25 protein-coding genes are annotated in these 21,910 nt (G+C 65.9%); 18 read left to right on the forward strand and 7 right to left on the reverse strand.

The window, feature by feature from the left end; all coding sequences use genetic code 11:
* The 6 genes from AC3WPZ_RS11805 to hpaR form a co-directional block, all read right to left on the reverse strand.
* Positions 1-447 (reverse strand): 5-carboxymethyl-2-hydroxymuconate isomerase, encoded by a 447-nt coding sequence (locus AC3WPZ_RS11805; protein WP_382163184.1) that lies wholly within the window; start codon positions 445-447, stop codon positions 1-3.
* 11 nt (positions 448-458) lie between these two features.
* Entirely contained in the window at positions 459-1,382 is a 924-nt protein-coding gene (hpaD, locus tag AC3WPZ_RS11810; protein WP_382322824.1) for a 3,4-dihydroxyphenylacetate 2,3-dioxygenase, read from the reverse strand.
* A gap of 312 nt (positions 1,383-1,694) precedes the next feature.
* A complete protein-coding gene (gene hpaE / locus AC3WPZ_RS11815; protein WP_492439680.1) occupies positions 1,695-3,170 on the reverse strand; it encodes a 5-carboxymethyl-2-hydroxymuconate semialdehyde dehydrogenase in 1,476 nt (491 codons plus the stop codon).
* A gap of 8 nt (positions 3,171-3,178) precedes the next feature.
* A complete protein-coding gene (locus AC3WPZ_RS11820) occupies positions 3,179-3,952 on the reverse strand; it encodes a fumarylacetoacetate hydrolase family protein (protein WP_382322823.1) in 774 nt (257 codons plus the stop codon).
* Positions 3,949-4,599, reverse strand: coding sequence for a fumarylacetoacetate hydrolase family protein (locus tag AC3WPZ_RS11825; protein WP_492439682.1), 651 nt, complete (start codon positions 4,597-4,599; stop codon positions 3,949-3,951). The genes AC3WPZ_RS11820 and AC3WPZ_RS11825 overlap by 4 nt, the downstream gene beginning before the upstream one ends.
* Positions 4,596-5,087, reverse strand: coding sequence for a homoprotocatechuate degradation operon regulator HpaR (gene hpaR / locus AC3WPZ_RS11830; protein WP_291116086.1), 492 nt, complete (start codon positions 5,085-5,087; stop codon positions 4,596-4,598). Before hpaR ends, AC3WPZ_RS11825 begins: the two co-directional genes overlap by 4 nt.
* 78 nt (positions 5,088-5,165) lie before the next feature.
* Here hpaR and AC3WPZ_RS11835 point away from each other — a divergent pair, with 78 nt between their 5' ends.
* The gene (locus AC3WPZ_RS11835) at positions 5,166-6,227 is read left to right on the forward strand and encodes an NAD(P)H-dependent flavin oxidoreductase (RefSeq protein ID WP_492439685.1); all 1,062 of its coding nucleotides are present in this window, start codon (positions 5,166-5,168) and stop codon (positions 6,225-6,227) included.
* Here the strand turns inward: AC3WPZ_RS11835 and AC3WPZ_RS11840 are convergent.
* Positions 6,202-7,281, reverse strand: a complete 1,080-nt coding sequence (locus AC3WPZ_RS11840) for a hypothetical protein (protein ID WP_492439687.1) — start codon at positions 7,279-7,281, stop codon at positions 6,202-6,204. The genes AC3WPZ_RS11835 and AC3WPZ_RS11840 overlap by 26 nt on opposite strands.
* Before the next feature lie 29 nt (positions 7,282-7,310).
* Between AC3WPZ_RS11840 and radA the strand changes: the two genes are divergently transcribed.
* From radA to AC3WPZ_RS11925, 17 genes are all read left to right on the forward strand, one after another.
* Positions 7,311-8,687, forward strand: coding sequence for a DNA repair protein RadA (gene radA / locus AC3WPZ_RS11845; protein WP_492439689.1), 1,377 nt, complete (start codon positions 7,311-7,313; stop codon positions 8,685-8,687).
* Between the two features lie 60 nt (positions 8,688-8,747).
* Positions 8,748-9,182: a glycerate kinase gene (locus tag AC3WPZ_RS11850; protein WP_492434703.1), complete on the forward strand. Its 435-nt coding sequence runs from the start codon at positions 8,748-8,750 to the stop codon at positions 9,180-9,182.
* Positions 9,183-9,234: 52 nt separating this feature from the next.
* Positions 9,235-10,185, forward strand: a complete 951-nt coding sequence (locus AC3WPZ_RS11855) for a branched-chain amino acid transaminase (protein WP_291116073.1) — start codon at positions 9,235-9,237, stop codon at positions 10,183-10,185.
* A gap of 10 nt (positions 10,186-10,195) precedes the next feature.
* Positions 10,196-10,402 carry a zinc-finger domain-containing protein gene (locus AC3WPZ_RS11860; RefSeq protein WP_382322817.1) on the forward strand — a complete coding sequence of 69 codons (207 nt, stop codon included), beginning with the start codon at positions 10,196-10,198 and terminating at the stop codon, positions 10,400-10,402.
* 102 nt (positions 10,403-10,504) lie between these two features.
* Positions 10,505-11,605 carry a dTDP-glucose 4,6-dehydratase gene (gene rfbB / locus AC3WPZ_RS11865; protein WP_492439691.1) on the forward strand — a complete coding sequence of 367 codons (1,101 nt, stop codon included), beginning with the start codon at positions 10,505-10,507 and terminating at the stop codon, positions 11,603-11,605.
* Positions 11,602-12,516 carry a Wzz/FepE/Etk N-terminal domain-containing protein gene (locus AC3WPZ_RS11870; RefSeq protein ID WP_492439693.1) on the forward strand — a complete coding sequence of 305 codons (915 nt, stop codon included), beginning with the start codon at positions 11,602-11,604 and terminating at the stop codon, positions 12,514-12,516. The genes rfbB and AC3WPZ_RS11870 overlap by 4 nt, the downstream gene beginning before the upstream one ends.
* Before the next feature lie 6 nt (positions 12,517-12,522).
* Positions 12,523-13,404, forward strand: coding sequence for a dTDP-4-dehydrorhamnose reductase (gene rfbD / locus AC3WPZ_RS11875; RefSeq protein WP_492439695.1), 882 nt, complete (start codon positions 12,523-12,525; stop codon positions 13,402-13,404).
* A gap of 7 nt (positions 13,405-13,411) precedes the next feature.
* The gene (rfbA, locus tag AC3WPZ_RS11880; RefSeq protein ID WP_492439697.1) at positions 13,412-14,308 is read left to right on the forward strand and encodes a glucose-1-phosphate thymidylyltransferase RfbA; all 897 of its coding nucleotides are present in this window, start codon (positions 13,412-13,414) and stop codon (positions 14,306-14,308) included.
* A gap of 2 nt (positions 14,309-14,310) precedes the next feature.
* The gene (gene rfbC, locus AC3WPZ_RS11885) at positions 14,311-14,862 is read left to right on the forward strand and encodes a dTDP-4-dehydrorhamnose 3,5-epimerase (protein WP_492439742.1); all 552 of its coding nucleotides are present in this window, start codon (positions 14,311-14,313) and stop codon (positions 14,860-14,862) included.
* Between the two features lie 38 nt (positions 14,863-14,900).
* Entirely contained in the window at positions 14,901-15,908 is a 1,008-nt protein-coding gene (gene pseB / locus AC3WPZ_RS11890) for a UDP-N-acetylglucosamine 4,6-dehydratase (inverting) (RefSeq protein ID WP_492439699.1), read from the forward strand.
* Between the two features lie 3 nt (positions 15,909-15,911).
* A complete protein-coding gene (gene pseC, locus AC3WPZ_RS11895; RefSeq protein ID WP_492439701.1) occupies positions 15,912-17,084 on the forward strand; it encodes a UDP-4-amino-4,6-dideoxy-N-acetyl-beta-L-altrosamine transaminase in 1,173 nt (390 codons plus the stop codon).
* Positions 17,085-17,086: 2 nt separating this feature from the next.
* The gene (locus AC3WPZ_RS11900) at positions 17,087-17,935 is read left to right on the forward strand and encodes an aldo/keto reductase (RefSeq protein ID WP_492439744.1); all 849 of its coding nucleotides are present in this window, start codon (positions 17,087-17,089) and stop codon (positions 17,933-17,935) included.
* A complete protein-coding gene (locus AC3WPZ_RS11905) occupies positions 17,932-18,699 on the forward strand; it encodes a cytidylyltransferase domain-containing protein (RefSeq protein ID WP_492439703.1) in 768 nt (255 codons plus the stop codon). Before AC3WPZ_RS11900 ends, AC3WPZ_RS11905 begins: the two co-directional genes overlap by 4 nt.
* Entirely contained in the window at positions 18,696-19,889 is a 1,194-nt protein-coding gene (locus tag AC3WPZ_RS11910) for an N-acetyl sugar amidotransferase (protein WP_492439705.1), read from the forward strand. The genes AC3WPZ_RS11905 and AC3WPZ_RS11910 overlap by 4 nt, the downstream gene beginning before the upstream one ends.
* The gene (gene hisH / locus AC3WPZ_RS11915; protein ID WP_492439707.1) at positions 19,865-20,548 is read left to right on the forward strand and encodes an imidazole glycerol phosphate synthase subunit HisH; all 684 of its coding nucleotides are present in this window, start codon (positions 19,865-19,867) and stop codon (positions 20,546-20,548) included. Before AC3WPZ_RS11910 ends, hisH begins: the two co-directional genes overlap by 25 nt.
* Positions 20,542-21,333 carry an imidazole glycerol phosphate synthase subunit HisF gene (hisF, locus tag AC3WPZ_RS11920; RefSeq protein ID WP_492439709.1) on the forward strand — a complete coding sequence of 264 codons (792 nt, stop codon included), beginning with the start codon at positions 20,542-20,544 and terminating at the stop codon, positions 21,331-21,333. Before hisH ends, hisF begins: the two co-directional genes overlap by 7 nt.
* Positions 21,333-21,875 (forward strand): GNAT family N-acetyltransferase, encoded by a 543-nt coding sequence (locus AC3WPZ_RS11925; RefSeq protein WP_492439711.1) that lies wholly within the window; start codon positions 21,333-21,335, stop codon positions 21,873-21,875. The genes hisF and AC3WPZ_RS11925 overlap by 1 nt, the downstream gene beginning before the upstream one ends.
* Positions 21,876-21,910 lie beyond the last annotated feature (35 nt).

A 21,910-nucleotide genomic window follows, 5' to 3' on the forward strand; every position in this document is an offset into this window, starting at 1 on the left:
TCAGCTCCGGTTGAACAGCGGGTGCAGGGAACTGGTCTTGGCGTCGAACACCTCGTGGCCCTCGTCCACTTGCACGGTGATGCCGATGGCGCGCGTGGCGAGCTGCACGGCGAAGTGCGCCTTCACCACGGCCTGCAGCGCCTCGCCCACGCGCTGGTGGGTGACGGCGCTGCGGCCCTGGGCCATGCGCACGTTCATGTAGACGAAGGCGTAGTCGCCCCCCAGGCCGGCGGCGATGCCGGCCGCGCCGCCGTCCGAGATGGCGCTGTGCGCCGCCGGGTAGGCCAGCACGCGCGTGCCACCGGTGGGGAAGACCTGCTTGTCGGCCTCGTCGCGCACCGCGAGCATGGCGTCGCACAGCTCGCGGCAGAGCGCGCCCATGTCGGTACCGCCTTCGCTGGCGGGCTTGTCGAGGTTGGGGGTGTAGAGGATGACGAGGTGCGGCATGGGTGGCGTTCTCAGAGTCGGGAGACGGCCTGGTATCCCTTGGCCGACGAGGCCTGTGCGGCGGGGATGGCCGCGCCGGTCTGCGGCGTGACGGGGAAGACGGCGTTGATCTGGCCGGTGCCGGAGGCGCCGAAGTACGGGGTGATGACCTCGGCCTGGCCGTCGTAGTCGCTCCAGCCGAGGGCGCCGAGCATCATGGCGGTGTCGTGCATGAAGCCTTCGCCGTGGCCCTTGGCGGCGTACTCGGGCAGCATTTCGCAGAAGGCTTTCCACTCGCCCTGCTCCCACATCTCGACGACGCGGCGGTCGAGCGTTTCGAGGAAGGGGGTCCAGATCTTGAAGGCGAAGTCGGGCGCAAGGCCGTTCTGCGCGAAGCGGTGGCTGAGGGAGCCGCTGGCGAAGAAGGCGACGGTGCCGTCGTAGTGGTCTTCGACGGCCTTGCGCATGGCCCAGCCGAGGCGCGCGCTGTCGTTGAGGTAGTGCGACTGGCACAGCGCCGAGACCGAGACGGCCTTGAAGTGCTGGTCGGCGTTCATGTAGCGCATGGGCACGAGGGTGCCGTATTCGGGGCCGAGGGTGGTGGCGTCGTGGGCCAGGGTTTCGACGCCGTGCTGGTTGCACACCTTGGCGAGCAGCTGGCCGAGTTCGGGGTTGCCCGGGATCTCGAACGGCATGTTGCTGATGAAGTGGGGCAGCTCGTTGCTGGTGTAGGTGCCCTGGAAGTGGGGCGCGCAGTTGAGGTGGTAGCTGGCGTTGACGAGCCAGTGGGTGTCGAAGACGACGATGGTGTCGACACCGAGTTCGCGGCAGCGGCGGCTGATTTCCACGTGGCCGTCGATGGCGTCCTGCCTCGTGCCCTTTCTCGGGCCGTCGAGTTCGCTCAGGTACATCGACGGGACGTGGGTGATCTTTGCGACGAGTGCTAGTTTGCCCATGATCGGTCCTCTGGCTTTTTGTAGATGCTCCGTGGGTTTGCCAGTGGGGGTGGCCGCCGCAGCGAAGTAAAGGGGGAGGGCTGGGCGCAGCCCAGACCGGAGGACATGAGCGGAGGCGGCCACCCCCACTGGCAAACCCACTGCGGACCGCGCGCTCGACGGAGCTTGTGTGCCAGCGCCGTTTCGGATCGGGCGGGCAGGGCGTTCTGCGCAGCGGGGTAAAGGAGGAGACGGCACCAGCCGTCGGGGGACACCCGCGGAGCAGAGCGCCCTGCTCGTTCGATCCCGCCCACCCGTTGGAGCGAAAGCATTTCAGACACCCCAGTGGGGAATGTGATGCGACCCGAGAGACACAGCGACGTTCTTGGGCTCCAGGAACACCTCATAACTCCAGGTACCCCCTTCGCGCCCCGTGCCGCTCGCCTTGGTGCCACCAAACGGCTGGCGCAGATCCCGCACGTTCTGCGAGTTGACGAAACACATGCCCGCCTCCACGGCCGCCGCCACCCGGTGCGCACGCCCCAGGTTCTCCGTCCACACATAGCTCGAAAGACCGTACTGGATGTCGTTCGCCAGCTCGATCGCATGCGCCTCGTCGCGGAACGGAATCAGGCATGCCACCGGGCCGAAGATTTCCTCCTGCGCGATGCGCATGCGGTTGTCCACGTCCGCGAACACCGTCGGCCACACGTAGTTGCCCTTGGCCACGCGCGAGGACAGCTCCGGCGCGTACGACGGCCGGTCCAAGCCGCCGCACAACATCGTGGCGCCCTCCTTCGGGCCCAGCTCGATGTAGCTGCGCACCTTGGCCAGGTGCGCCTGGCTGATCATCGGGCCCACGATGGTCTTCTCGTCCAGCGGATCGCCCACCGTGATGCGCTTGGCGCGCTCCACGAACTTCGCCACGAAGTCGGCGTAGATGCTCTGCTGCACCAGGATGCGGCTGCCCGCCGTGCAGCGCTCGCCGTTGTTGCTGAAGATCATGAACACCGCCGCGTCCAGCGCACGGTCCAGGTCCGCGTCGTCGAAGATCACGAATGGGCTCTTGCCGCCCAGCTCCATGCTGAACTTCTTCAAGCCCGCGCTCTGCACGATGCGGTTGCCCGTGGCCGTGGAGCCGGTGAAGGAGATCGCGCGCACGTCCGGGTGCGCGCACAGCGGCTCGCCCGCGTCCTTGCCGTAACCGTGCACCACGTTGAGCACACCCGCCGGAATGCCCGCCTCCAGCGCCAGCTCGCCCAGGCGCGCGGCCGTCAGGGGCGACAGCTCGCTCATCTTCAGCACCGCCGTGTTGCCGAACGCCAGGCAGGGCGCGACCTTCCAGGTCGAGGTCATGAAGGGCACGTTCCACGGGCTGATGAGCGCGCACACGCCCACCGGGTGGAACAGCGTGTAGTTCAGGTGCGTGGGCGTGGGGTAGGTGTGGCCATCCACCCGCGTGCACATCTCGGCGAAGTAGTGGAAGTTGTCGGCCGAGCGCGGCACCAGCTGCTTGCCGGTCTGCGCGATCACCTGGCCACAGTCGTTGGTTTCGGTCTGCGCGATCGCGGGCACGTTCGCCGCGATCAGCTCGCCCAGCTTGCGCATGAGCTTCGCGCGCTCGGTGGCCGGCAGGCCAGCCCATTTCGGGAACGCGTCCTTCGCGGCCTGCACGGCGGCGTTGATTTCCGCCGCGCCGCCCGCGCTGACCTCGGCCAGCACGTCCTGCGTGGCGGGGTTGAGGGTCTCGAAGCTCGCGGCGCTGGCCACGGCCTTGCCGTTGATGAGGTGCTGGATCGTCGTCGTCATGCTGCGGTTCAGGGGTGTTGGGTGATGGTGTTGACGAGGTCGCCGATGCCTTCGATGGACGTGACGATCACGTCGCCGGGCCGGCAGTCGACCACGCCGTCGGGCGTGCCGGTGAGGATGAGGTCGCCGGGTTGCAGCGTCATGAAGGCGCTGAAGTACTCGATCAGCGTGGGCACGTCGAAGATCATGTCGCGCGTGCTGCCCTGTTGCGTCACCTCGCCGTTGACGGTGGTGCGCAGCGCGAGGTTCATCGGATCGGGCACGTCGGCCGCGTCCACCAGCCAGGGGCCGATGGGCGTGCAGGTGTCGCGGTTCTTGGCGCGCAGGTTGGGTCGGTACCAGTTTTCCAGCACGTCGCGGATGACGTAGTCGTTCGCCACCGTGTAGCCGCCCACGAAGTCCAGGGCGTCGGCCCTCTTCACCCGCTTGGCGGTGCGCCCGATCACCACCGCGAGCTCGCACTCGTAGTGCATGAAATCCACGCCGGGCGGGCGCCGCGTGAAGCCGCGGTGGCCGGTGAGCGAGGCCTCGCCCTTGACGAAGGCCAGCGGTTCCTCGGGCGCCTTGAAGGCCAGTTCCTTCGCGTGGTCGGCGTAGTTCAGGCCGAGCGCGAGCACGGTGCGCGGGCGCTGCGGCGGCAGGGGCTGCAACGGTGGCAGCCAGACCACGTCGTCAAAGGCCACGCGGCGGCCTTTCAGGGCCGGTGTGAGCAGTTCGAGCTGGCCGTCGGACTCGATGGCGTCGTGGACCGCGCCGGCCCAGGCGATGCGGGCGCGCTTCATGCGGCCACCTCCTGTGTGAAGCTGTGCAAGGTGGGCGCGAAGCCCGGGGCGGTGATCTCCACCGTGTCGCCCGGGTGCACCAGCGGGCGCGTGCCGTCGGCCAGGCAGTCGGAGCCCAGCATCAGCACGTCGCCCGGCCGCAGGGTCATGAACTCGCTCACGTCGGCCAGCAAGGTGGCGGCGTCGCGCAGCAGTTCGGCCAGGACCGTGGTCTGGCGGTGCACGCCGTTGATGTGGAGCTCGATCTGAAGTGCGGCCAGTCCGGCCAGCCCGCCGAGCCGCGCGAGCGGCACGCACTCGGCACCCACACCGAGGAAGCCGTCCACACAGCGCGCCTTGACCGGCGGGCGGTAGTAGCTCTCGTGCGCGATCGCCACGTCGTTGAACAGCACCGCGCCGAACACGCCGCCTTCCCCCATCACCACGCCGAGCGAGGCGGCCACCTGCACCGCCGCGCCATCGGGCAGTGCGATGGCCTGGCCGTGGGGCGTGAAGGTGTTGGCGGTCTTGATGTAGAGCACCGGCGCTTTCGGCGCGGCCTTGTACGGCGCCTCGCTCATGCGCGGCGCCCACAGCGCGTGTTCGCGCTGGAAGTTGAGCAGGGTGCCGTAGACCGTGCCGGCCGGCATCCAGGAAAGGGGGTTCATGCGGCGTCGTCCTCCAGGCCATCGGCCTCTTCGGTGTTCAGGGGTTGTTCGAGCGCGATCACCTCGTCGAGCAAGGCGTACAGCTGTTCCAGGCGGGCCTTGCCCAGGCGCTGCTCCATCCAGGCGTAATGCGCCTCGATGGTGCTGGAGAGGCCCTTCACCAGCTTGAGCCCGGCGGGCGTGGCGCGCACCACGGTGCGCCGCGCATCCTGCGGGCAGCGGCTGCGCGCGATCAGGCCGTCACGCTCCATGCGGGTCAGCACACCGGTAAGGCTGGGGCCGAGCAGAAAGGCCTCGCGCGCCACGCGCCCGGTTTCCACCCCGCCGGGCAGCTGGGCGTGTTCGCCCAGCACGCGCAGCACGCGCCACTGCTGGTCGGACAGGCCGTACTCGCGCAGGCTGGGCCGGGTGTGCAGCATCACGGCCTCGCGCGCTTCGAGCAGCAGTCGGGGCAGGTTGCGGTGGATGAAAGGGGTGGCGTCGTCCATTTATTTAATATATTAAATGATTATTTTGGAAACAAATCAAGGGTTTACCCGAGACGGCGGCGCGGTGAGAATGCGCGCATGAACGCACTCACTACCCTGCTCGGTACGGAATACCCCTTGATCCAGGCGCCGATGGCAGGCGTTCAAGGCGCGGCCCTGGCGGTGGCGGTGAGCAACGCGGGCGCGCTGGGCTCGCTGCCCTGCGCCATGCTTTCGCCCGAGGCGATGGACCGCGAGCTGACGGCACTGGCCGCCGGCACCGAGCGGCCGTTCAACGTCAATTTCTTCTGCCACGTGCCGCCCGAGGCCGACGAAGCGCGCGAAGCAGCGTGGCGCGCCTGGCTGGGCACCTACTACCGCGAAGCGGGGCTGGACATCGATGCCGTGCCGACTGGCCCGGGCCGCGTGCCATTCAACCGTGCGGCGGCCGACATCCTCGAACGCTTCCGGCCCAAGGTGGTGAGCTTCCATTTCGGCCTGCCTGACCTGGACCTGCTGGACCGCGTGAAGGGCTGGGGCAGCGTGGTGCTGTCCTCGGCCACCACGGTGGAAGAGGCGCGCTGGCTGGAGGCCTTCGGCGTGGACGCCATCATTGCCCAGGGCATCGAGGCCGGCGGCCACCGGGGCATGTTCCTCACGGACGACCTCACGACGCAGGCCGGCACGTTCGCGCTGCTGCCGCAGATCGTGGCGGCCGTGGGCGTGCCGGTGATCGCGGCCGGTGGCATTGCCGATGCGGCGGGCGTGGCCGCGGCGATGGCGCTGGGCGCCTCGGGCGCGCAGGTGGGCACGGCTTTTCTGTGCTGTCCCGAAGCCACCACCAGTGCGCTGCACCGCGCGGCGCTGCAGAGCGAGGCGGCACACCACACCGCCCTCACCCACCTGTTCACGGGCCGCCCGGCGCGCGGGATCGTCAACCGCGTGATTCGCGAACTCGGGCCCATGAACCCGGCCGCGCCGGCCTTCCCACTGGCCACCGCGGCCATGGCACCGCTGCGCGCGCATTGGGAGGCCAAGGGCAGCGGGGACTTCTCACCGCTGTGGTCGGGCCAGAACGCGAGTGGCTGCCGGGAGGTGCCGGCGGCGGAGCTGGTGCGGGAACTGATTCAGGGGTTCACGTCAGATCGCGCTGCGCGTTGAGCCAGCGCTTGAGCCGCGCGGGGTCCCCCGCCTGCTCGAGGTCGCGCGCCAGCTGCGCCAGGGCGGCTTCCAGCGCGCGGGTCTGATCGATCCGGTTCTGCAGCAAGGTGTTGGCGTTGGGTGAGACACCCTCGGGCAGGTCGAACTCGACGGCCAGCGCGCTCTGCCGCCCGGCGCGCTCACGCTCCAGCGCCGCCACCTGGGCCTTGAGCAGGAGCGTGAGCGAGGCCAGGCGCTCGTCGGACAGCTGCTGACCGGCAGCGGGGTCGGCGAGTTCGGCGCGGGCCTGGATCTGCAGCAGCGCGACCAAGTCGCGTTGTTCGTAGGCGGCGTTGGCTTCGCTCATCAGGGCCGTCTTGCGCAGCCGCGCCTGCGGGTCGGTCTCGCGGTCGGGGTGCAGGGCACTGGCGAGCTGGCGGAACAGGCGGCGCAACAAGGTGTCGGCATCGTGCTGCCCGGTCTGGCGCGCCGCGGCGCCAGGCTTCTTGCGTTCGCGCCGGGCTTGCGCGGCCTCGCGGCGTTGCTGCTGTGCGTCCTCCTGCGAACGCCGCAGGCGCTCCATGCCGGCGCGCAGCAGTTGTTCGGCGCTGAGGTTCTGGCCCTCGTCGTCCAGTGGCTCGCCCAGCACCGCCTCCAGGCGCTGGCGCAGCGCATTGGCCGAGTCCTGTTTGAGTTGCGCCAGGGTGCGTGGGCTGTGGCGGTCGTGCAGTTCGCGCATCGCGGCGTCCCCTGCTTCGGCCAGGTCGCGCGCCAGGCGGCAAAGCACCGCCCGCGCGGTGTCGGCCTGCACGCGGCTCAGCAGCTTGCCTTGCAGGTGACCGTCCAGCGCCAGGGCCAACGCGCGCTGGTCCTGGGCCAGCTGCCGGCGCAGTGGATCGACCGCGCGGTGGCGTTCCTGGCGGTGCTGCTGCGCGAGCGCCTCCATCTCGGCCAGCTGGCGCTTGAGTTTGTCGATGCGGGTGAGCTGCAGGTTGTAGGCGCGCGCGGCGCCCGACAGCGCTTGCGCGCCAGGCGGCAGCACTTGCAGGGCAGCGGCGGGAACAGATGGGGACATGAGGGTGTCGACTATATTTGCCCGGCACCATGGCCAAAGACAAAACCCAATACATCTGCAACGAATGCGGCGGCACCAGCCCCAAGTGGCTGGGCAAATGCCCGCACTGCAACGCCTGGAACACCCTGGTCGAATCGGTCGCGGAATCGACCGCACCGGCCAAGAACCGCTTTGCCTCGCTGGCGAAGACGGCCGAGGTCACCACCCTGGCCGACATCGAGGCCACCGACGTGCAGCGCACGCCCACTGGCCACGACGAGCTGGACCGCGTGCTGGGCGGCGGCATCGTGGAGGGCGGCGTGGTGCTGATCGGCGGCGACCCGGGCATCGGCAAGTCCACGCTGCTGCTGCAGGCGCTGGACTCGCTGCAGCGCGCCGGCCTGAAGACGCTCTACGTGACCGGCGAGGAAAGTGGAGCCCAGGTCGCCCTGCGCTCGCGCCGGCTTGGGCTGGACGGCTCGCAGGTCAGCGTGCTGGCCGAGATCCAGCTCGAGAAGATCCTCGCCACGCTGGAAGCCACGCGGCCCGCCATCGCGGTGATCGACTCGATTCAGACCGTGTACTCCGAGCAGCTCACCTCGGCCCCGGGCTCGGTGGCGCAGGTGCGCGAGTGCGCGGCCCACCTCACGCGCGCGGCCAAGGCCAGCGGCACGGCCATCGTGCTGGTCGGCCACGTGACCAAGGAAGGCGCCCTCGCCGGCCCGCGCGTGCTCGAGCACATGGTGGACACGGTGCTGTATTTCGAAGGCGACACCCACAGCAGCTTCCGCCTGATCCGCGCGATCAAGAACCGCTTCGGCGCGGTGAACGAGATCGGCGTGTTCGCGATGACGGAAAAAGGCCTCAAGGGCGTGAGCAACCCGAGCGCGATCTTTCTCTCGCAGCATTCCGAGCCGGTGCCCGGCAGCTGCGTGATGGTGACGCTGGAGGGCACGCGGCCCATGCTGGTGGAGATCCAGGCACTGGTGGACAGCGGCGGCCCCAGCCCCCGGCGCCTGTCGGTCGGCCTGGACCGCGACCGCCTGGCCATGCTGCTGGCGGTGCTGCACCGCCACGCGGGCGTGGCCTGCATGGACCAGGACGTGTTCGTCAACGCGGTCGGCGGCGTGCGCATCAGCGAGCCGGCGGCCGACCTGGCGGTGATGCTGGCCATCACCTCCAGTCTGCGCGGCAAACCGCTGCCCAAGGGCTTCCTGGCCTTCGGCGAGGTGGGCCTGGCGGGCGAGGTGCGCCCCGCGCCACGCGGCCAGGACCGGCTCAAGGAAGCCGCCAAGCTGGGTTTCAGCGTGGCCGTGGTGCCCAAGGCCAACCTGCCGCGCAAGAACGACAAGGCCTTCGAGGGCCTCACGGTGCACGGCGTGGACCGGATCGAGGAAGCCATGGAACTGGCGCGCAGCCTGGCCTGAGCCGGGCCATCCGTACTTGCCGCAAACGGCCCGCCCCGGCCAGCAACGACAATCCCCTTTATGCGATTCCAGAAACTGCTTTACCTCGCGGCCGGCCTGGGCCTGCTGTATTTGTCGCACCGCACCTACGGCTGGCCCGGGGTGGCCGCCGTCGGCGGCGGCCTGACCATGTGGCTGCTGCTGCACTTCACCCGCCTCATGACGGTGCTCAAGCGCGCGTCCGACCGCCCCATCGGCTACGTGGACAGCGCGGTGATGCTCAACGCCAAGCTCAAGCCCGGCGTCACCCTGATGCACGTGATAGCCATGACCCGCTCGCTGGGCGAGCGGTTGTCCGAAGAAAGTGTGCAACCCGAGGTCTACCGCTGGCGCGACAACGGCGACTCGACCGTGACGGCGGAATTCCTCAACGGCAAGCTGCAGGGCTGGAAGCTGCACCGCCCCGCCACGGATGAGGCCCCGGCGGCACCGGAGGGTGGCAGCCCGACACCGTAAAATCATGGGTTTGGCAGCCGGACTGCCCCACGAACAACCCAAGGACCCCCACATGAGCCCCATCGTTCCCTCGATGTCCGACCGCGACGGCAAGATCTGGATGGACGGCCAGATGGTGGATTGGCGCGACGCCAAGATCCACGTGCTGACCCACACCCTGCACTACGGCTGTGGCGCCTTCGAGGGCGTGCGCGCCTACAACACCCAGGGTGGCACCGCGATCTTCCGGCTCGAGGAACACACCGAGCGCCTGTTCAACAGCGCCAAGATCCTGCGCATGAAGATCCCGTTCACGCAGGACGAGGTGAACGAGGCCCAGAAGGCCGTGGTGCGCGAGAACAAGCTCGAGAGCTGCTACCTGCGCCCGCTGACCTGGATCGGCGACAAGAAGCTGGGCGTGTCGCCCAAGGGCAACACCATCCACCTGATGGTCGCGGCCTGGGCCTGGGGCGCCTACCTGGGCGACGAAGGCCTCAAGCGCGGCATCCGCGTGAAGACCAGCAGCTACACCCGCCACCACGTCAACATCACCATGACGCAGGCCAAGGCGGTGAGCAACTACAGCAACTCCATCCTGGCCAACATGGAGGCCACCGACGAGGGCTACGACGAGGCCCTGCTGCTGGACTCCAGCGGCTTCGTGAGCGAAGGCGCCGGCGAAAACATCTTCGTGGTGAAAAACGGCGTGATCTACACGCCCGACCTCTCGGCCGGCGCGCTCAACGGCATCACCCGCAACACGGTGTTCCACATCGCCAAGGACCTGGGCCTGGAGATCGTGCAGAAGCGCATCACCCGCGACGAGGTCTACATCGCCGACGAGGCCTTCTTCACCGGCACCGCGGCCGAAGTCACCCCGATTCGCGAACTCGACCGCATCGAGCTGGGCAAGGGCGACTACGTGGGCAGCCGCGGCCCAATCACCGAGAAGATCCAGAGCGCGTTCTTCGACATCGTCAACGGCCGCAACCCCAAGTACGCCCACTGGCTGGCCAAGGTCTGAGGAACACGCCATGAGCAAAGCAGCCGTCGAACTCAAGGCCTCCGACCTCAACGCCCATGGCGGCGTGTTCTGCCCCAGTCCGCTGGCCGACATGAAGCTGTGGAACAGCCACCCCAAGGTCTACCTAGACGTGGCTGTCACGGGTGAGGCGAAATGCCCGTATTGCGGCACGGTGTACCGCCTGAAGGCGGGCGAGACCGTTTCACACGGTCACTAATGGAACAGGGCGGTCGCCCGGAAGCCCCGGGAGACCGAAGATAATGCGGTGGGCAGAGTGCACCTGAATGGTGCCTACAGACCAACACCCAAGGGATAACCGATGATTCTCGTCACTGGTGGCGCCGGCTTCATCGGCGCCAACTTCGTGCTCGACTGGCTGGCGCTCCACCACGAGCCCGTCATCAACCTCGACAAGCTCACCTATGCCGGCAACCTGGAAACCCTGGCCAGCCTGCAGGACGATGCACGCCACGTGTTCGTCCAGGGTGACATCGGTGACCACGCCCTGCTGACCCGCCTGCTGGCCGACCACCGGCCGCGCGCGGTGATCCACTTCGCCGCCGAGAGCCACGTGGATCGCTCCATTCACGGTGCGGAAGACTTCATCCAAACGAACGTCGTCGGCACTTTCCGCCTGCTCGAAGCGGTGCGCGCCCACTGGAGCGGCCTGCCCGACGCCGACAAAGCCGCCTTCCGCTTCCTGCATGTGAGCACCGACGAGGTGTATGGCAGCCTGGCGCCCGACGCGCCCGCCTTCACCGAGACCCACGCCTACGAACCCAACAGCCCCTACTCGGCCAGCAAGGCCGCGAGCGACCACCTGGTGCGCGCCTGGCACCACACGCACGGCCTGCCAGTGGTCACCACGAACTGCAGCAACAACTACGGCCCCTACCATTTCCCCGAGAAGCTGATCCCGCTCATGATCGTCAACGCGCTCGCGGGCAAACCCCTGCCGGTGTACGGCGACGGCCTGCAGGTGCGCGACTGGCTGTACGTGAAAGACCACTGCAGCGCGATCCGCCGCGTGCTCGACGCCGGCACGCCGGGCCAGACCTACAACGTGGGTGGCTGGAACGAGAAACCCAACATCGAGATCGTGCACACCATCTGCGCCCTGCTCGACGAACTGCGCCCACGCGCCGGCGGTGGCTCGTACACCGCGCAGATCACGCACGTGAAGGACCGCCCTGGGCACGACCGCCGCTATGCCATCGACGCGCGCAAACTGGAAGCGGATCTCGGCTGGAAGCCGGCTGAGACCTTCGAGACCGGCATCCGCAAGACCGTGCAGTGGTACCTGGACCACGCCGACTGGGTGGCGCACGTGCAGAGCGGGGCTTATCGGCAGTGGGTGCAGACGCAATATGGAGCGCCCTTGTCCACCTCCGATCAACCACCCTCCATCGACCCCAAATGAACGAATCTTCCAACATCTCCCCGGACGCAAGCTCCATTGACCTGCTTGATGTGCTGCTGACGCTGGCCGAAAGCGCATGGCTGATTTTGGCGGGTGCCGTGCTGGCTGGCGGCCTTGCACTCGGGGCCACTTTCCTCGCGCCGACTCGCTACGAAAGCGTCGTGGTGGTCAGTCCATCGCCGGACCTTCCGTTCAGGGGAGAAGACGCCACGCTCAAGGCCCTGAACGACGCCATACTCAACCTCCCTGCGCTACTCGCTGCACCGGCTGTGATGGCCGAAGCACTGGAACGCACGGGCATCGAGGCCTCGCAACTGCCCGCTGAGCCCATGACCCTCTCGCCCGCTCGTGCCGATGGCTCTTTCAAGCTGCGGGTAGCCGCACGCACACCGGAGCAGGCGCAGCAGCTCGCTTCTGCGATCCTTCATGCAGCACACCAACGGTCCAAGCTGGTGGATGAACGTCTCAAACAGGTCGATGCGGAGGTCAAGGCACTGCGGGATCAACTGGTGGCGCTGAAGCTTACCCATCAGAAGCTCCAAACCTTCATGAAGGAGGCGCTGAGTCCCGCGGAGTTTGGAAGCCTGGCCAATGCAGAGGCCATGAATATCGCCTACACGACAACGGTGCAGCACCAATTCGACGTCGGCCAAAGCCGGCTTGAAACATTGACGGTCGGGCGGGCCCGGCTCGAGGCACTGTCCGAACGGTCAATGAGCCAAGGCCCGAGCCTTGCGACCCCCGCCCCGGGCTCCTCGCGCACGATCGCAGTCGTGATGGCCGCAATCGGTGGGGGCTTCGTGGTGGCTGTTTTTGCGCTGATGCGCCGCTCGTACAGAAGCGTGACCGTGTCTCCCAGCAACCACGCGCGCTGGAAAGCGTTGACGGCCCGCTACCTCGGCAAACGCTAAGCCGCCATGGTCAAACTGCTTTTGCTGGGTGCCAACGGACAGGTGGGCTGGGAGCTCCAGCGCAGCCTCGCGCCGCTGGGCCCTCTGGTCGCATTGGGCAGGTCCGCGGCGGACCTCAACGACCACGACCACATCCGGCATCTGATCCGTCTGCATCAACCGGCGGTGCTCATCAATGCGGCCGCCTACACAGCGGTGGACCGCGCCGAGGGCGAATCCCACCACGCCACCACGATCAATGCGCAGGCGCCTGGGGTGCTGGCACAGGAAGCACGTCGGATTGGCGCGTTGCTGGTGCACTTCAGCACCGACTATGTGTTCGACGGCGCCGGCACCACACCATGGCGAGAGTCTGACCCCACCAATCCCATCAATGCGTACGGCCAGACCAAGGCCGCCGGAGAGTTGACCATCCGCGACAGTGGAGCCGAACATCTGATCGTTCGGACAAGCTGGGTGTACGCGGCGCGCGGTGGGAATTTCCTGAGGACGATGGTGCGGCTGATACAGGAAAGGGAAGAACTGAATGTGGTCGATGACCAAGTGGGTGCCCCCACCGGGGCCGAGCTGATCGCAGATGTCACCGCCTATTTGATCGAACGCGCTCTGCGCGATGCCTCCGTCAGGGGCACGTACCATCTGGCCGCGGGGGGGGAAACCAGCTGGCACGCATACGCCCGCTTCATCCTGGAAACCGCCCGGACTCTGCAACCCACATTGCAGACCAAGACCCGGACGATCACCGCCATACCGACATCGGCCTATCCGACGCCCGCCCGACGCCCACTCAATTCGCGGCTGGACACCCACCGCTTGCGCCATACTCTCGGGTTGCATCTTCCCGACTGGCAAACCGGCGTGCGGCGAACGCTCGAAGAAATTCTCTGAGGGCCACATGACACAGCGCAAAGGCATCATCCTTGCAGGCGGTTCGGGCAGCCGTCTTCACCCCGCCACGCTGGCCATCAGCAAGCAACTGCTGCCGGTCTACGACAAACCGATGATCTACTACCCGCTCAGCACCTTGATGCTGGCGGGCATCCGGGAAGTGCTGATCATCAGCACGCCGCAGGACACGCCTCGTTTCCAGCAACTGCTCGGCGACGGCAGCGCGTGGGGTCTCCACCTTCAATACGAGGTGCAGCCCAGCCCGGACGGGCTCGCGCAGGCATTCATCATCGGCGCGAGCTTCCTCGGCGACAAACCCTGCGCCCTGATCCTGGGCGACAACCTGTTCTATGGGCATGATTTCGCCACCCTGCTTCGGAATGCCGACGAGCAGACATCGGGATCTACCGTGTTCGCCTACCACGTGAACGATCCTGAGCGCTACGGCGTGGTGGCCTTTGATGCCCAGGGAAAGGCCCAGAGCATCGAAGAGAAGCCCGCCGAACCGCTCAGCAACTATGCGGTTACCGGTCTTTATTTCTACGACAGCCATGTGGTGGACGTTGCCCGAGCGGTCAAGCCCAGCGGACGCGGCGAGCTGGAAATCACGTCGGTCAATCAAGACTACCTGCGCCGCGGTCAGCTGAATGTGCAGATCATGAAACGCGGCTACACCTGGCTCGACACCGGGACCCATGACAGCTTGCTCGATGCCGGTCAGTACATTGCCACCCTTGAACGGCGGCAAGGGCTCAAGATCGCCTGCCCCGAAGAGATCGCCTGGCGGAATGGGTGGATCGACGATGGGCAACTGCACAGGCTTGCCGAACCGCTGGGCAAGAACGGGTATGGCCAGTACATGCTGAGCCTGCTGCGCGAGCAAAACGCGGGGAAATGGCCATGACCCTGACCGTGATCGAAACAGCGTTGCCCGGTGTGCTCATCCTGGAGCCCAAAGTATTCGGGGATGAGCGAGGCTTTTTCATGGAAAGCTTCAACCAGAGGGCCTTTCAGGAGGCCACGGGCTTCCAGGTGAACTTCGTGCAGGACAACCACAGCCGCAGCGGCCGGGGGGTGTTGCGCGGCCTGCATTTCCAGCGCGCGCCCTGCGAGCAAGGCAAACTCGTGCGCGTGACGCGCGGCTCTGTCTTCGATGTCGCGGTGGACATACGACCCGCATCGGCCACGCACGGAAAATGGATCGGGATTGTGATCTCCGAGGATAATCAGCGTCAGTTGTGGATTCCCCCGGGTTTTGCGCATGGCTACCTGGTGTTGAGCGACTCGGCGGACTTCCTCTACAAGGCCAGCGACTATTACTCCCCTGCACAAGAAGGGGTGCTGGCATGGAACGATCCTGCTGTCGGTATCGAGTGGCCCATCAATGGGTCACCGACTCTCTCCCCCAAGGATGCACGCGGCCACGCCCTAGGTGAGTTGCAGCGCCATCCTGCCTGACGTTCCTGCCATTGCCCAAGACCATCTATAACCCCAACATGCTCAACGACACCTCCATTCTGATCACCGGCGGAACTGGCTCCTTCGGCAAAGCGTTCGTCAAGACCGTGCTCACCCGGTATCCCCGTGTGAAGCGACTCGTCATTTACTCCCGCGACGAACTCAAGCAGTTCGAAATGCAACAGGCCTTCTCCGACAGCGAATACCCGGGATTGCGCTATTTCATCGGCGATATCCGAGACGAGGCGCGCTTGCGGCGCGCGCTGGAGGGCGTGGACGTGGTGGTCCACGCAGCGGCACTCAAGCAGGTTCCGGCCGCCGAGTACAACCCGTTCGAATGCATCAAGACCAACGTGCTCGGGGCTCAGAACCTGATCGAGGCGTGTCTGGATGCCGGCGTCAAGCGCGTGGTCGCCCTGTCGACCGACAAGGCGGCGGCCCCCATCAACCTGTACGGCGCCACGAAGTTGTGCTCGGACAAACTGTTTGTCGCGGCGAACAACATCCGCGGTCGCCGCGACATCCGGTTCAGTGTCGTGCGGTATGGCAACGTGATGGGCAGCCGGGGCTCCGTCATTCCCTTCTTCCTGGAGCGCCGCAAGACGGGCGTGCTCCCCATCACCGATGCGCGGATGACGCGCTTCAATATCTCGCTGCAGGAAGGCGTGGACATGGTGCTGTGGTCCATCGAGCACGCCCTCGGCGGTGAGGTGCTGGTGCCCAAGATTCCGTCCTACCGCATCACCGACGTGGCCAGCGCGATCGCGCCGGAATGTCGTCAGGAGATCGTGGGCATCCGCCCGGGCGAGAAGATTCACGAAGAGATGATCACGGCGAGCGACAGCTTCAACACCGCCGACATCGGCCGCTACTACGCCATCCTGCCCACCTCAGGCTCGATCGAGATGGAGCGCTACTGCGAGCCCTTCCAGGGCCGCAGGGTCGAACCGGGATTTGCCTACGACAGCGGCTCCAACCCCGAATTCCTGTCTGTGGACGCGCTGCGCGATCTGATCAACGCCCATGTGCTGAATCCAGTGGTTTGAACCATGTCTGAATTCATTCCCTACAGCCGCCAGGACATCGATGCCGCGGACATCGACGCGGTAACGTCTGCCCTGCGCGCAGACTTTCTGACCCAAGGTCCGCGCATTGCCGAGTTCGAGTCAGCGTTCGCCGCGCTGCAGGGCTGCGAACACGGCGTGGCCGTGAACAACGCGACATCCGGGCTGCACATCGCCTGCCTCGCCCTGGGCGTGGGCCTCGGTTCGCGAGTATGGACAACGCCCAACAGTTTTGTTGCCTCGTCCAATTGCGCGCTCTACTGCGGCGCCACGGTCGACTTCGTCGACATCGACCCAGCGAGCCGCAACATGTGCATGCGGCAACTCGAACACAAGCTACAGGCAGCGCAGCGTGCTGGCAACCTGCCCGACGTGGTCATTCCCGTGCACTTCGCAGGCTTTGCGTGTGACATGCATGCCCTGTCCTCTCTGGCGAACCGCTTTGGCTTCAAGGTGCTTGAGGATGCCTCGCATGCGACTGGCGCATCGTTCGATGGCGCGCCGATCGGCAGCCGTTTCGCGGACGTTTCCGTCTTCAGCTTTCACGCGGTGAAGATCATCACGACGGGCGAAGGCGGTTTGGTCACCACCCAGTCGCGGGACATTGCGGAACAACTCCGCCTGCTTCGCACGCACGGCATCACGCGCGACACGTCGCTCTATGAGCATCCGGCGGACGGTCCCTGGTACTACGAGCAGCACACCCTGGGCTTCAACTGCCGCATCACGGACATCCAGGCCGCTCTCGGCCTGTCGCAGCTGAAGCGGCTGCCGAAGTGGAGAGAGGCGCGCACCCGCCTGGCCGACCGCTACGACGACTTGCTGCAAGGCCTTCCCCTGCGCCTGCCGCCGCGCAGCGACGACCGAGTCTGCTCCTGGCATCTGTACGCGATCGAGCTCGGCGATGGGTCCCCGGCAAACCGCAGTACCGTGTTCGAACAGATGCGGGCTGCGGCCATCGGGGTGAACGTGCACTACATTCCGATCCATCTGCAGCCCTACTACCGCCGGCTGGGATTCAAACCCGGTGACTTCCCGATGGCGGAGCGCTACTACCAGCGCGCGATATCGCTTCCTCTCTTTCCCGCACTGAGCGATCAGCAGCAGGAGCGCGTGGTCGAAGTGCTGAAAACCGCCCTCACGCCACCGCGTCGTTGAGCATGCAGCTGGTTCTAGGCACGGTTCAGTTCGGCCTCCCCTATGGCATTGCCGGGCGGGACAGCAGGGTGTCGGACGCCGAGATCCGGTCCATCCTGAAGATGGCCTGGGACAGCGGCATCCGGCTGCTCGACACGGCGCCGGCCTACGGGGACATCGAGGCGCGACTGGACGCGCTGTGCGGTGGACTGGACTACAAGGTGGTCACAAAGCTCGGTGGGAGCACCCCCGCCGCAGACCCGCCGGACAACGACAGCGTTCTCATGTCGCTGGAACGAAGCCGGCAGCGCCTGGGAAACCGGCTGGAAGGGGTCTTGTTTCACAACGCGGCCGACCTCCACGGCAAAAGCGGCACCCATCGCTGGTCCATCGCCAGGCAATGGTGCGCCCAGCAGGGGATTCGCCTGGGTTGTTCCGGCTACGGTGCGCATGAATTGGCGGCACTGCACCAGCAGCATGCGATGGATTTCGTGCAACTGCCGGGCAATGCCTGGGATCAGCAAGTGGACCAGCATGCCATTGGCACGCCGCAGGTCCATCTGAGATCCTGCTTCCTGCAGGGCCTGTTGCTCATGCCCGCCGAACAGGCCATGGCTCGGCTGCCCGCTGCGGCGCCGGCACTCCAGCGCTGGCACACCTGGCTGCGCCATCGGGCGCTCACCCCTGTTGTGGGGGCCCTCTCCGTGGTGCAATCGTTCCAGAATGTCACCCATTGCCTCATCGGCGTTGACAGCGCGCAGCAGCTGGCGGAGATTGCGCAAGCTTGGGCGGACAGCTCACCCTTGCCGGCAGACGCCTTGCGAGAGAACTCACCCGACATCATCGACCCCCGGCGTTGGAGGCCCAAATGATTGAAGCCACCGCGTTTATCCAGGCACGCTGCTCCAGCTCCCGCTTCCCCCACAAGGTCGTGGCACCGCTGGGCGGAACGACGCTGATCGAATTCATGGTGGCGCGCGTGCGCCGCGCCCGGCGCATCGGGCAAGTGGTGGTGATCACCAGCACGGAAGCCAGCGACGATCCCCTGGTCGAGGTGCTGGAGCGTGCGGGCATCCCCTATCACCGGGGCAGCCTGCAGGATGTGCTCGGGCGATTCGTGTCCGCTTCACAGCAATACCCGGCAGCAGCCTACGTGCGACTTACCGGTGACTGCCCGCTGGTGGATCCGCAGCTGATCGATGCCTTGATGGCCGGCCTCGAAGAAAGCGCCGCCCAGTACGCGTCCAACGTGGATCCGCCGACCTTCCCTGATGGCCTGGACATCGAGTGTTTTCTGGCCGACACGCTCGCCCAGACCCACCGAATGGCACAGCGCGGCCCGGAACGAGAACACGTGACCCTGTGGATGCGCTCGGACGCCGCTGGCCTGCGGCGCTGGAACCTGCGCGCTCCGTGCGACATGTCGGCCATACGGCTGACCGTCGACTATCCCGACGACCTGCGCGTTGTTCGCCATGTTGTCGATCGCCTGGCCTCGCCCGTTGAAGCAGACCTGTACGACTGCCTGCGCGAACTCGGCGCGATGCCCGAGCTGTTGACGACCAATTCCCACCCCCGCAACGAGGGCCTCGATATCTCGTTGCGCCAAGAATCAGCCACCAGGAGCCCACTATGAAACGCTGCACCCGATGCGGACTGCCCGAAACCCACGAGACCATCGCCTTTGACGACCACGGCGTGTGCAACATCTGCCGGCAGCACGAGTACAAGAAGGACGCCATCGACTGGACGGCCAACAAAAAGGCGCTTGGTGAGCTGATCGAAGAGCACCGCGGCAAGTTTGCCTATGACTGCATCGTCCCCTTCAGCGGAGGAAAGGACAGTACCTGGACGCTCTACTACCTCGTCAAGGAGTTCGGGGTCAAACCCTTGGTCGTGCGCTTCGACCACGGTTTCCTGCGCCCCAATCTGGACGAGAACGTCAAGAAGACCATTCGACACCTCGGGGTCGACATGCTCAGCTTCACGCCAAACTGGAAGGTCGTGCAACGCCTGATGCTGCAATCCTTCCTGGAAAAGGGCGACTTCTGCTGGCATTGCCATACGGGCATCTTCTCGTACCCCATGTGGACCGCGCTGGAGAAACAAGTTCCGCTGATCTTCTGGGGTGAGCCCTCGGCCGAGTACACGGCGTACTTCAGCTACGGGCAAAAGGAAGAGGTGGACGAAAAGCGCTTCAACCGCTATGTCAATCTAGGCATCAGCGCGGACGACATGTTCGTTCGGTTGGGCGGCAACGTCGATCTGCGGGATCTCAAGCCTTACTCCTACCCGCCGCTCAAGGATCTGCGTGCGCTGAACTACCGTTCGGTGTGTCTGGGCTCCTATATCCCGTGGGACGTCAAGACGCAGTCCGAAATCATCCAGCGAGAGCTCGGCTGGCAAGGCGATCAGGTGGAGAACGTGCCGCCCCAGTACCAGTACGAAAAGATCGAGTGCTACATGCAGGGCGTGCGGGACTACATCAAGTACATCAAACGCGGCTATTCGCGCCCGACCCACCTCGTGGCCCTCGACGTGCGCAACGACCGCATGAGCAAGGAAGAGGGGCAACACCTCGTCGACACCTACGAAGGACGCCGCCCCCCCAGCCTGGACCTGTTCCTCGAATTCGTCGGCTTGAGCGAAAAGGAGTTCCTGGAGGTCGCGATGAGCCACCAGGTCTCGCCCTATGTGCACGACCCCGCCAGCACGAAACCGGGCGAGCGCACGCGCGACTACGACCGGTGGAATCGGGATGGCGCCATGGCGCGCATCGACGTGAACGAGATCATGGAGCAATGGCGCGCCCGCAAGGCCATGTGAAGACCGTGGCGACCCCGAACCGCACCCCGCACGTGGGGATCATCGACTACCAGGCCGGCAACGTACTGTCCATCGTCAACGCCTTGCTGCATCTGGACGCCAGGGTGACCGTTGTCAAGGACATCGCCCAGATTGAACCGTTGACGCATCTTTTGTTGCCCGGTGTGGGCGCGTTCGGACATTGCGCCACCAAGCTGCGCGAGAGCGGGCTGCTTCCCGTAGTGGAAAAGTGGGCCATCCATGACCGGCGGCCCCTGATGGGCATTTGCGTCGGCATGCAGCTCATGGCCCGCTGGAGCGAGGAGTTGGGTCACCAGAGCGGCCTCGGCTGGTTCGGTGGCACCGTCGAACGCCTGCCGGACGATGTCCAGGGATGTCGCGTGCCCCATGTGGGCTGGAACACGGTGTCCTTCCAATCCGCATTCGGTGATTTCAAGGCGGGAGAAGCCGCCGACTTCTACTTCGACCATTCGTTCGCTTTCACCGGCGTCGAACACGGATCGGTGGTGGGCACCTGCTGGCATGGCCGCTCGTTCCCGGCGCTCATTTCGATGGGGTCCATTGTGGCGGCGCAGTTCCACCCCGAGAAGAGCCAGACGGCGGGCCTGCGCCTTCTGGCCGGATTCCTGAACGTTCAAGCAGAGCGGACCGCATGCTGAAAAAGCGCCTGATCCCCAAGCTGCTGATCCAGCATCGCCGTCTGGGCCCTCAGATCCGCCCGGTGCTGGTGACCACCAAGGGTTTTTCTCGCGCCATCGATGTCGGCGATCCCGTGTCGCAGGCCAAGATCTACGAAGCGCAGCTGGCCGACGAACTGATCGTCCTGAACATCGACAGAACGCCCATTCGCGACGACGAGGTCACCCTCGGGTTGATCGAACGGCTGGCCAGTGAGACGTTCATGCCTCTGTGTGTGGGCGGCGGGGTTTCCTCCGTGAAGGACTTTGGGCTGCTGCTGTCGCGCGGAGCGGACAAGATCAGCATCAATACGGCCGCCATGAACGAGCCGGAGCTGATAACTTCGGCCGCCCGAGAACTCGGCGGCCAATGCGTCGTCGTGTCGATCGACTACAAGGTGGACGACCAGGGCCTGGCCTGGGTCCACGATCCGTCGGCTTGCTGGTCGGCGCCCCGATCCCTGAAAGACTGGGCCATGGAGGCGGTTGACCGCGGCGCCGGAGAGCTCCTCCTGTGTGACGTCGAACGCGATGGCTCCGGCCTGGGCTTGAGTTGGCAAGCCGGCTGCGAGGTGTCGCAATCCGTCAAGGTGCCCGTGATCCTGTCGGGTGGCTGCGGACGGGCGGAGCATTTCGTGGAAGGCTTCCTGGGCGGTGGTGCCGAAGGTGTGGCCGCCGGCACCTTCTTCTCCCTCAGGGATCAGAACCCCATGCAAGCCCGCGCTCACATCCGCAACGCCTTGATACCCATTCGCATGGAAACGTGATGCTGCTGCCTGCCTCCCCCCGCTGGAAAAACGACAAGGTTGAGGTGTTCCTGCTGGATGCCTCGCACGTCGGCGCTCCCTATGTCGATTGGCTGAATGATCCCCAAGTCAATCGGTTTCTGGAAAGCCGCTTCACCCGCCACGATATCGCCAGCACCTGTAACTTCGTCGAGAACTGCCGCACAGACCCGAACACCCTCTTCTGGGGCATCCGCGCCCATGCCATGGGGGCCGCGCACATCGGCAACATCAAGCTTGGACCCATCGACGCCCATCACGGCACCGGCGACGTGGGCATCCTGCTGGGAGAGCCCGCCTCCTGGGGACGGGGATTTGCACGCGCGGCGATCGCCTGCGTCGTGGACATCGCCCGGCACGAACTCGGCTTGCGCAAGCTCACCGCAGGCTGCTATGCCTCCAACGCAGGCAGTGTCAAGGCCTTCACCTCGGCAGGATTCGCCGTGGAAGGCGGGCGACCCGCCCAGTTTCTGCTCGACGGTCAGTCCGAGGATCTGATTCAGATGGGCCATCTCCTGCGCTGAGTTTCTCCCCTCCACCACCCACCCTCCAAGGCAAC

The sequence above is a fragment of the Hydrogenophaga sp. FW305-3-2-15-A-LB1 genome, assembly GCF_058787875.1.

Coding starts and splice junctions, on each gene's coding strand:
- AC3WPZ_RS11850 (WP_492434703.1), top strand. CDS start 8,748: ATGCGATTCCAGAAACTGCTTTACCTCGCGGCCGGCCTGGGCCTGCTG.
- AC3WPZ_RS11900 (WP_492439744.1), top strand. CDS start 17,087: ATGCAGCTGGTTCTAGGCACGGTTCAGTTCGGCCTCCCCTATGGCATT.
- hisF (WP_492439709.1), top strand. CDS start 20,542: ATGCTGAAAAAGCGCCTGATCCCCAAGCTGCTGATCCAGCATCGCCGT.
- AC3WPZ_RS11805 (WP_382163184.1), bottom strand. CDS start 447: ATGCCGCACCTCGTCATCCTCTACACCCCCAACCTCGACAAGCCCGCC.
- hisH (WP_492439707.1), top strand. CDS start 19,865: ATGGCGCGCCCGCAAGGCCATGTGAAGACCGTGGCGACCCCGAACCGC.
- AC3WPZ_RS11820 (WP_382322823.1), bottom strand. CDS start 3,952: ATGAAGCGCGCCCGCATCGCCTGGGCCGGCGCGGTCCACGACGCCATC.
- AC3WPZ_RS11855 (WP_291116073.1), top strand. CDS start 9,235: ATGAGCCCCATCGTTCCCTCGATGTCCGACCGCGACGGCAAGATCTGG.
- radA (WP_492439689.1), top strand. CDS start 7,311: ATGGCCAAAGACAAAACCCAATACATCTGCAACGAATGCGGCGGCACC.
- AC3WPZ_RS11825 (WP_492439682.1), bottom strand. CDS start 4,599: ATGAACCCCCTTTCCTGGATGCCGGCCGGCACGGTCTACGGCACCCTG.
- hpaD (WP_382322824.1), bottom strand. CDS start 1,382: ATGGGCAAACTAGCACTCGTCGCAAAGATCACCCACGTCCCGTCGATG.
- AC3WPZ_RS11870 (WP_492439693.1), top strand. CDS start 11,602: ATGAACGAATCTTCCAACATCTCCCCGGACGCAAGCTCCATTGACCTG.
- pseB (WP_492439699.1), top strand. CDS start 14,901: ATGCTCAACGACACCTCCATTCTGATCACCGGCGGAACTGGCTCCTTC.
- AC3WPZ_RS11925 (WP_492439711.1), top strand. CDS start 21,333: ATGCTGCTGCCTGCCTCCCCCCGCTGGAAAAACGACAAGGTTGAGGTG.
- rfbB (WP_492439691.1), top strand. CDS start 10,505: ATGATTCTCGTCACTGGTGGCGCCGGCTTCATCGGCGCCAACTTCGTG.
- rfbD (WP_492439695.1), top strand. CDS start 12,523: ATGGTCAAACTGCTTTTGCTGGGTGCCAACGGACAGGTGGGCTGGGAG.
- AC3WPZ_RS11860 (WP_382322817.1), top strand. CDS start 10,196: ATGAGCAAAGCAGCCGTCGAACTCAAGGCCTCCGACCTCAACGCCCAT.
- AC3WPZ_RS11835 (WP_492439685.1), top strand. CDS start 5,166: ATGAACGCACTCACTACCCTGCTCGGTACGGAATACCCCTTGATCCAG.
- hpaR (WP_291116086.1), bottom strand. CDS start 5,087: ATGGACGACGCCACCCCTTTCATCCACCGCAACCTGCCCCGACTGCTG.
- AC3WPZ_RS11910 (WP_492439705.1), top strand. CDS start 18,696: ATGAAACGCTGCACCCGATGCGGACTGCCCGAAACCCACGAGACCATC.
- rfbA (WP_492439697.1), top strand. CDS start 13,412: ATGACACAGCGCAAAGGCATCATCCTTGCAGGCGGTTCGGGCAGCCGT.
- hpaE (WP_492439680.1), bottom strand. CDS start 3,170: ATGACGACGACGATCCAGCACCTCATCAACGGCAAGGCCGTGGCCAGC.
- AC3WPZ_RS11840 (WP_492439687.1), bottom strand. CDS start 7,281: ATGTCCCCATCTGTTCCCGCCGCTGCCCTGCAAGTGCTGCCGCCTGGC.
- pseC (WP_492439701.1), top strand. CDS start 15,912: ATGTCTGAATTCATTCCCTACAGCCGCCAGGACATCGATGCCGCGGAC.
- AC3WPZ_RS11905 (WP_492439703.1), top strand. CDS start 17,932: ATGATTGAAGCCACCGCGTTTATCCAGGCACGCTGCTCCAGCTCCCGC.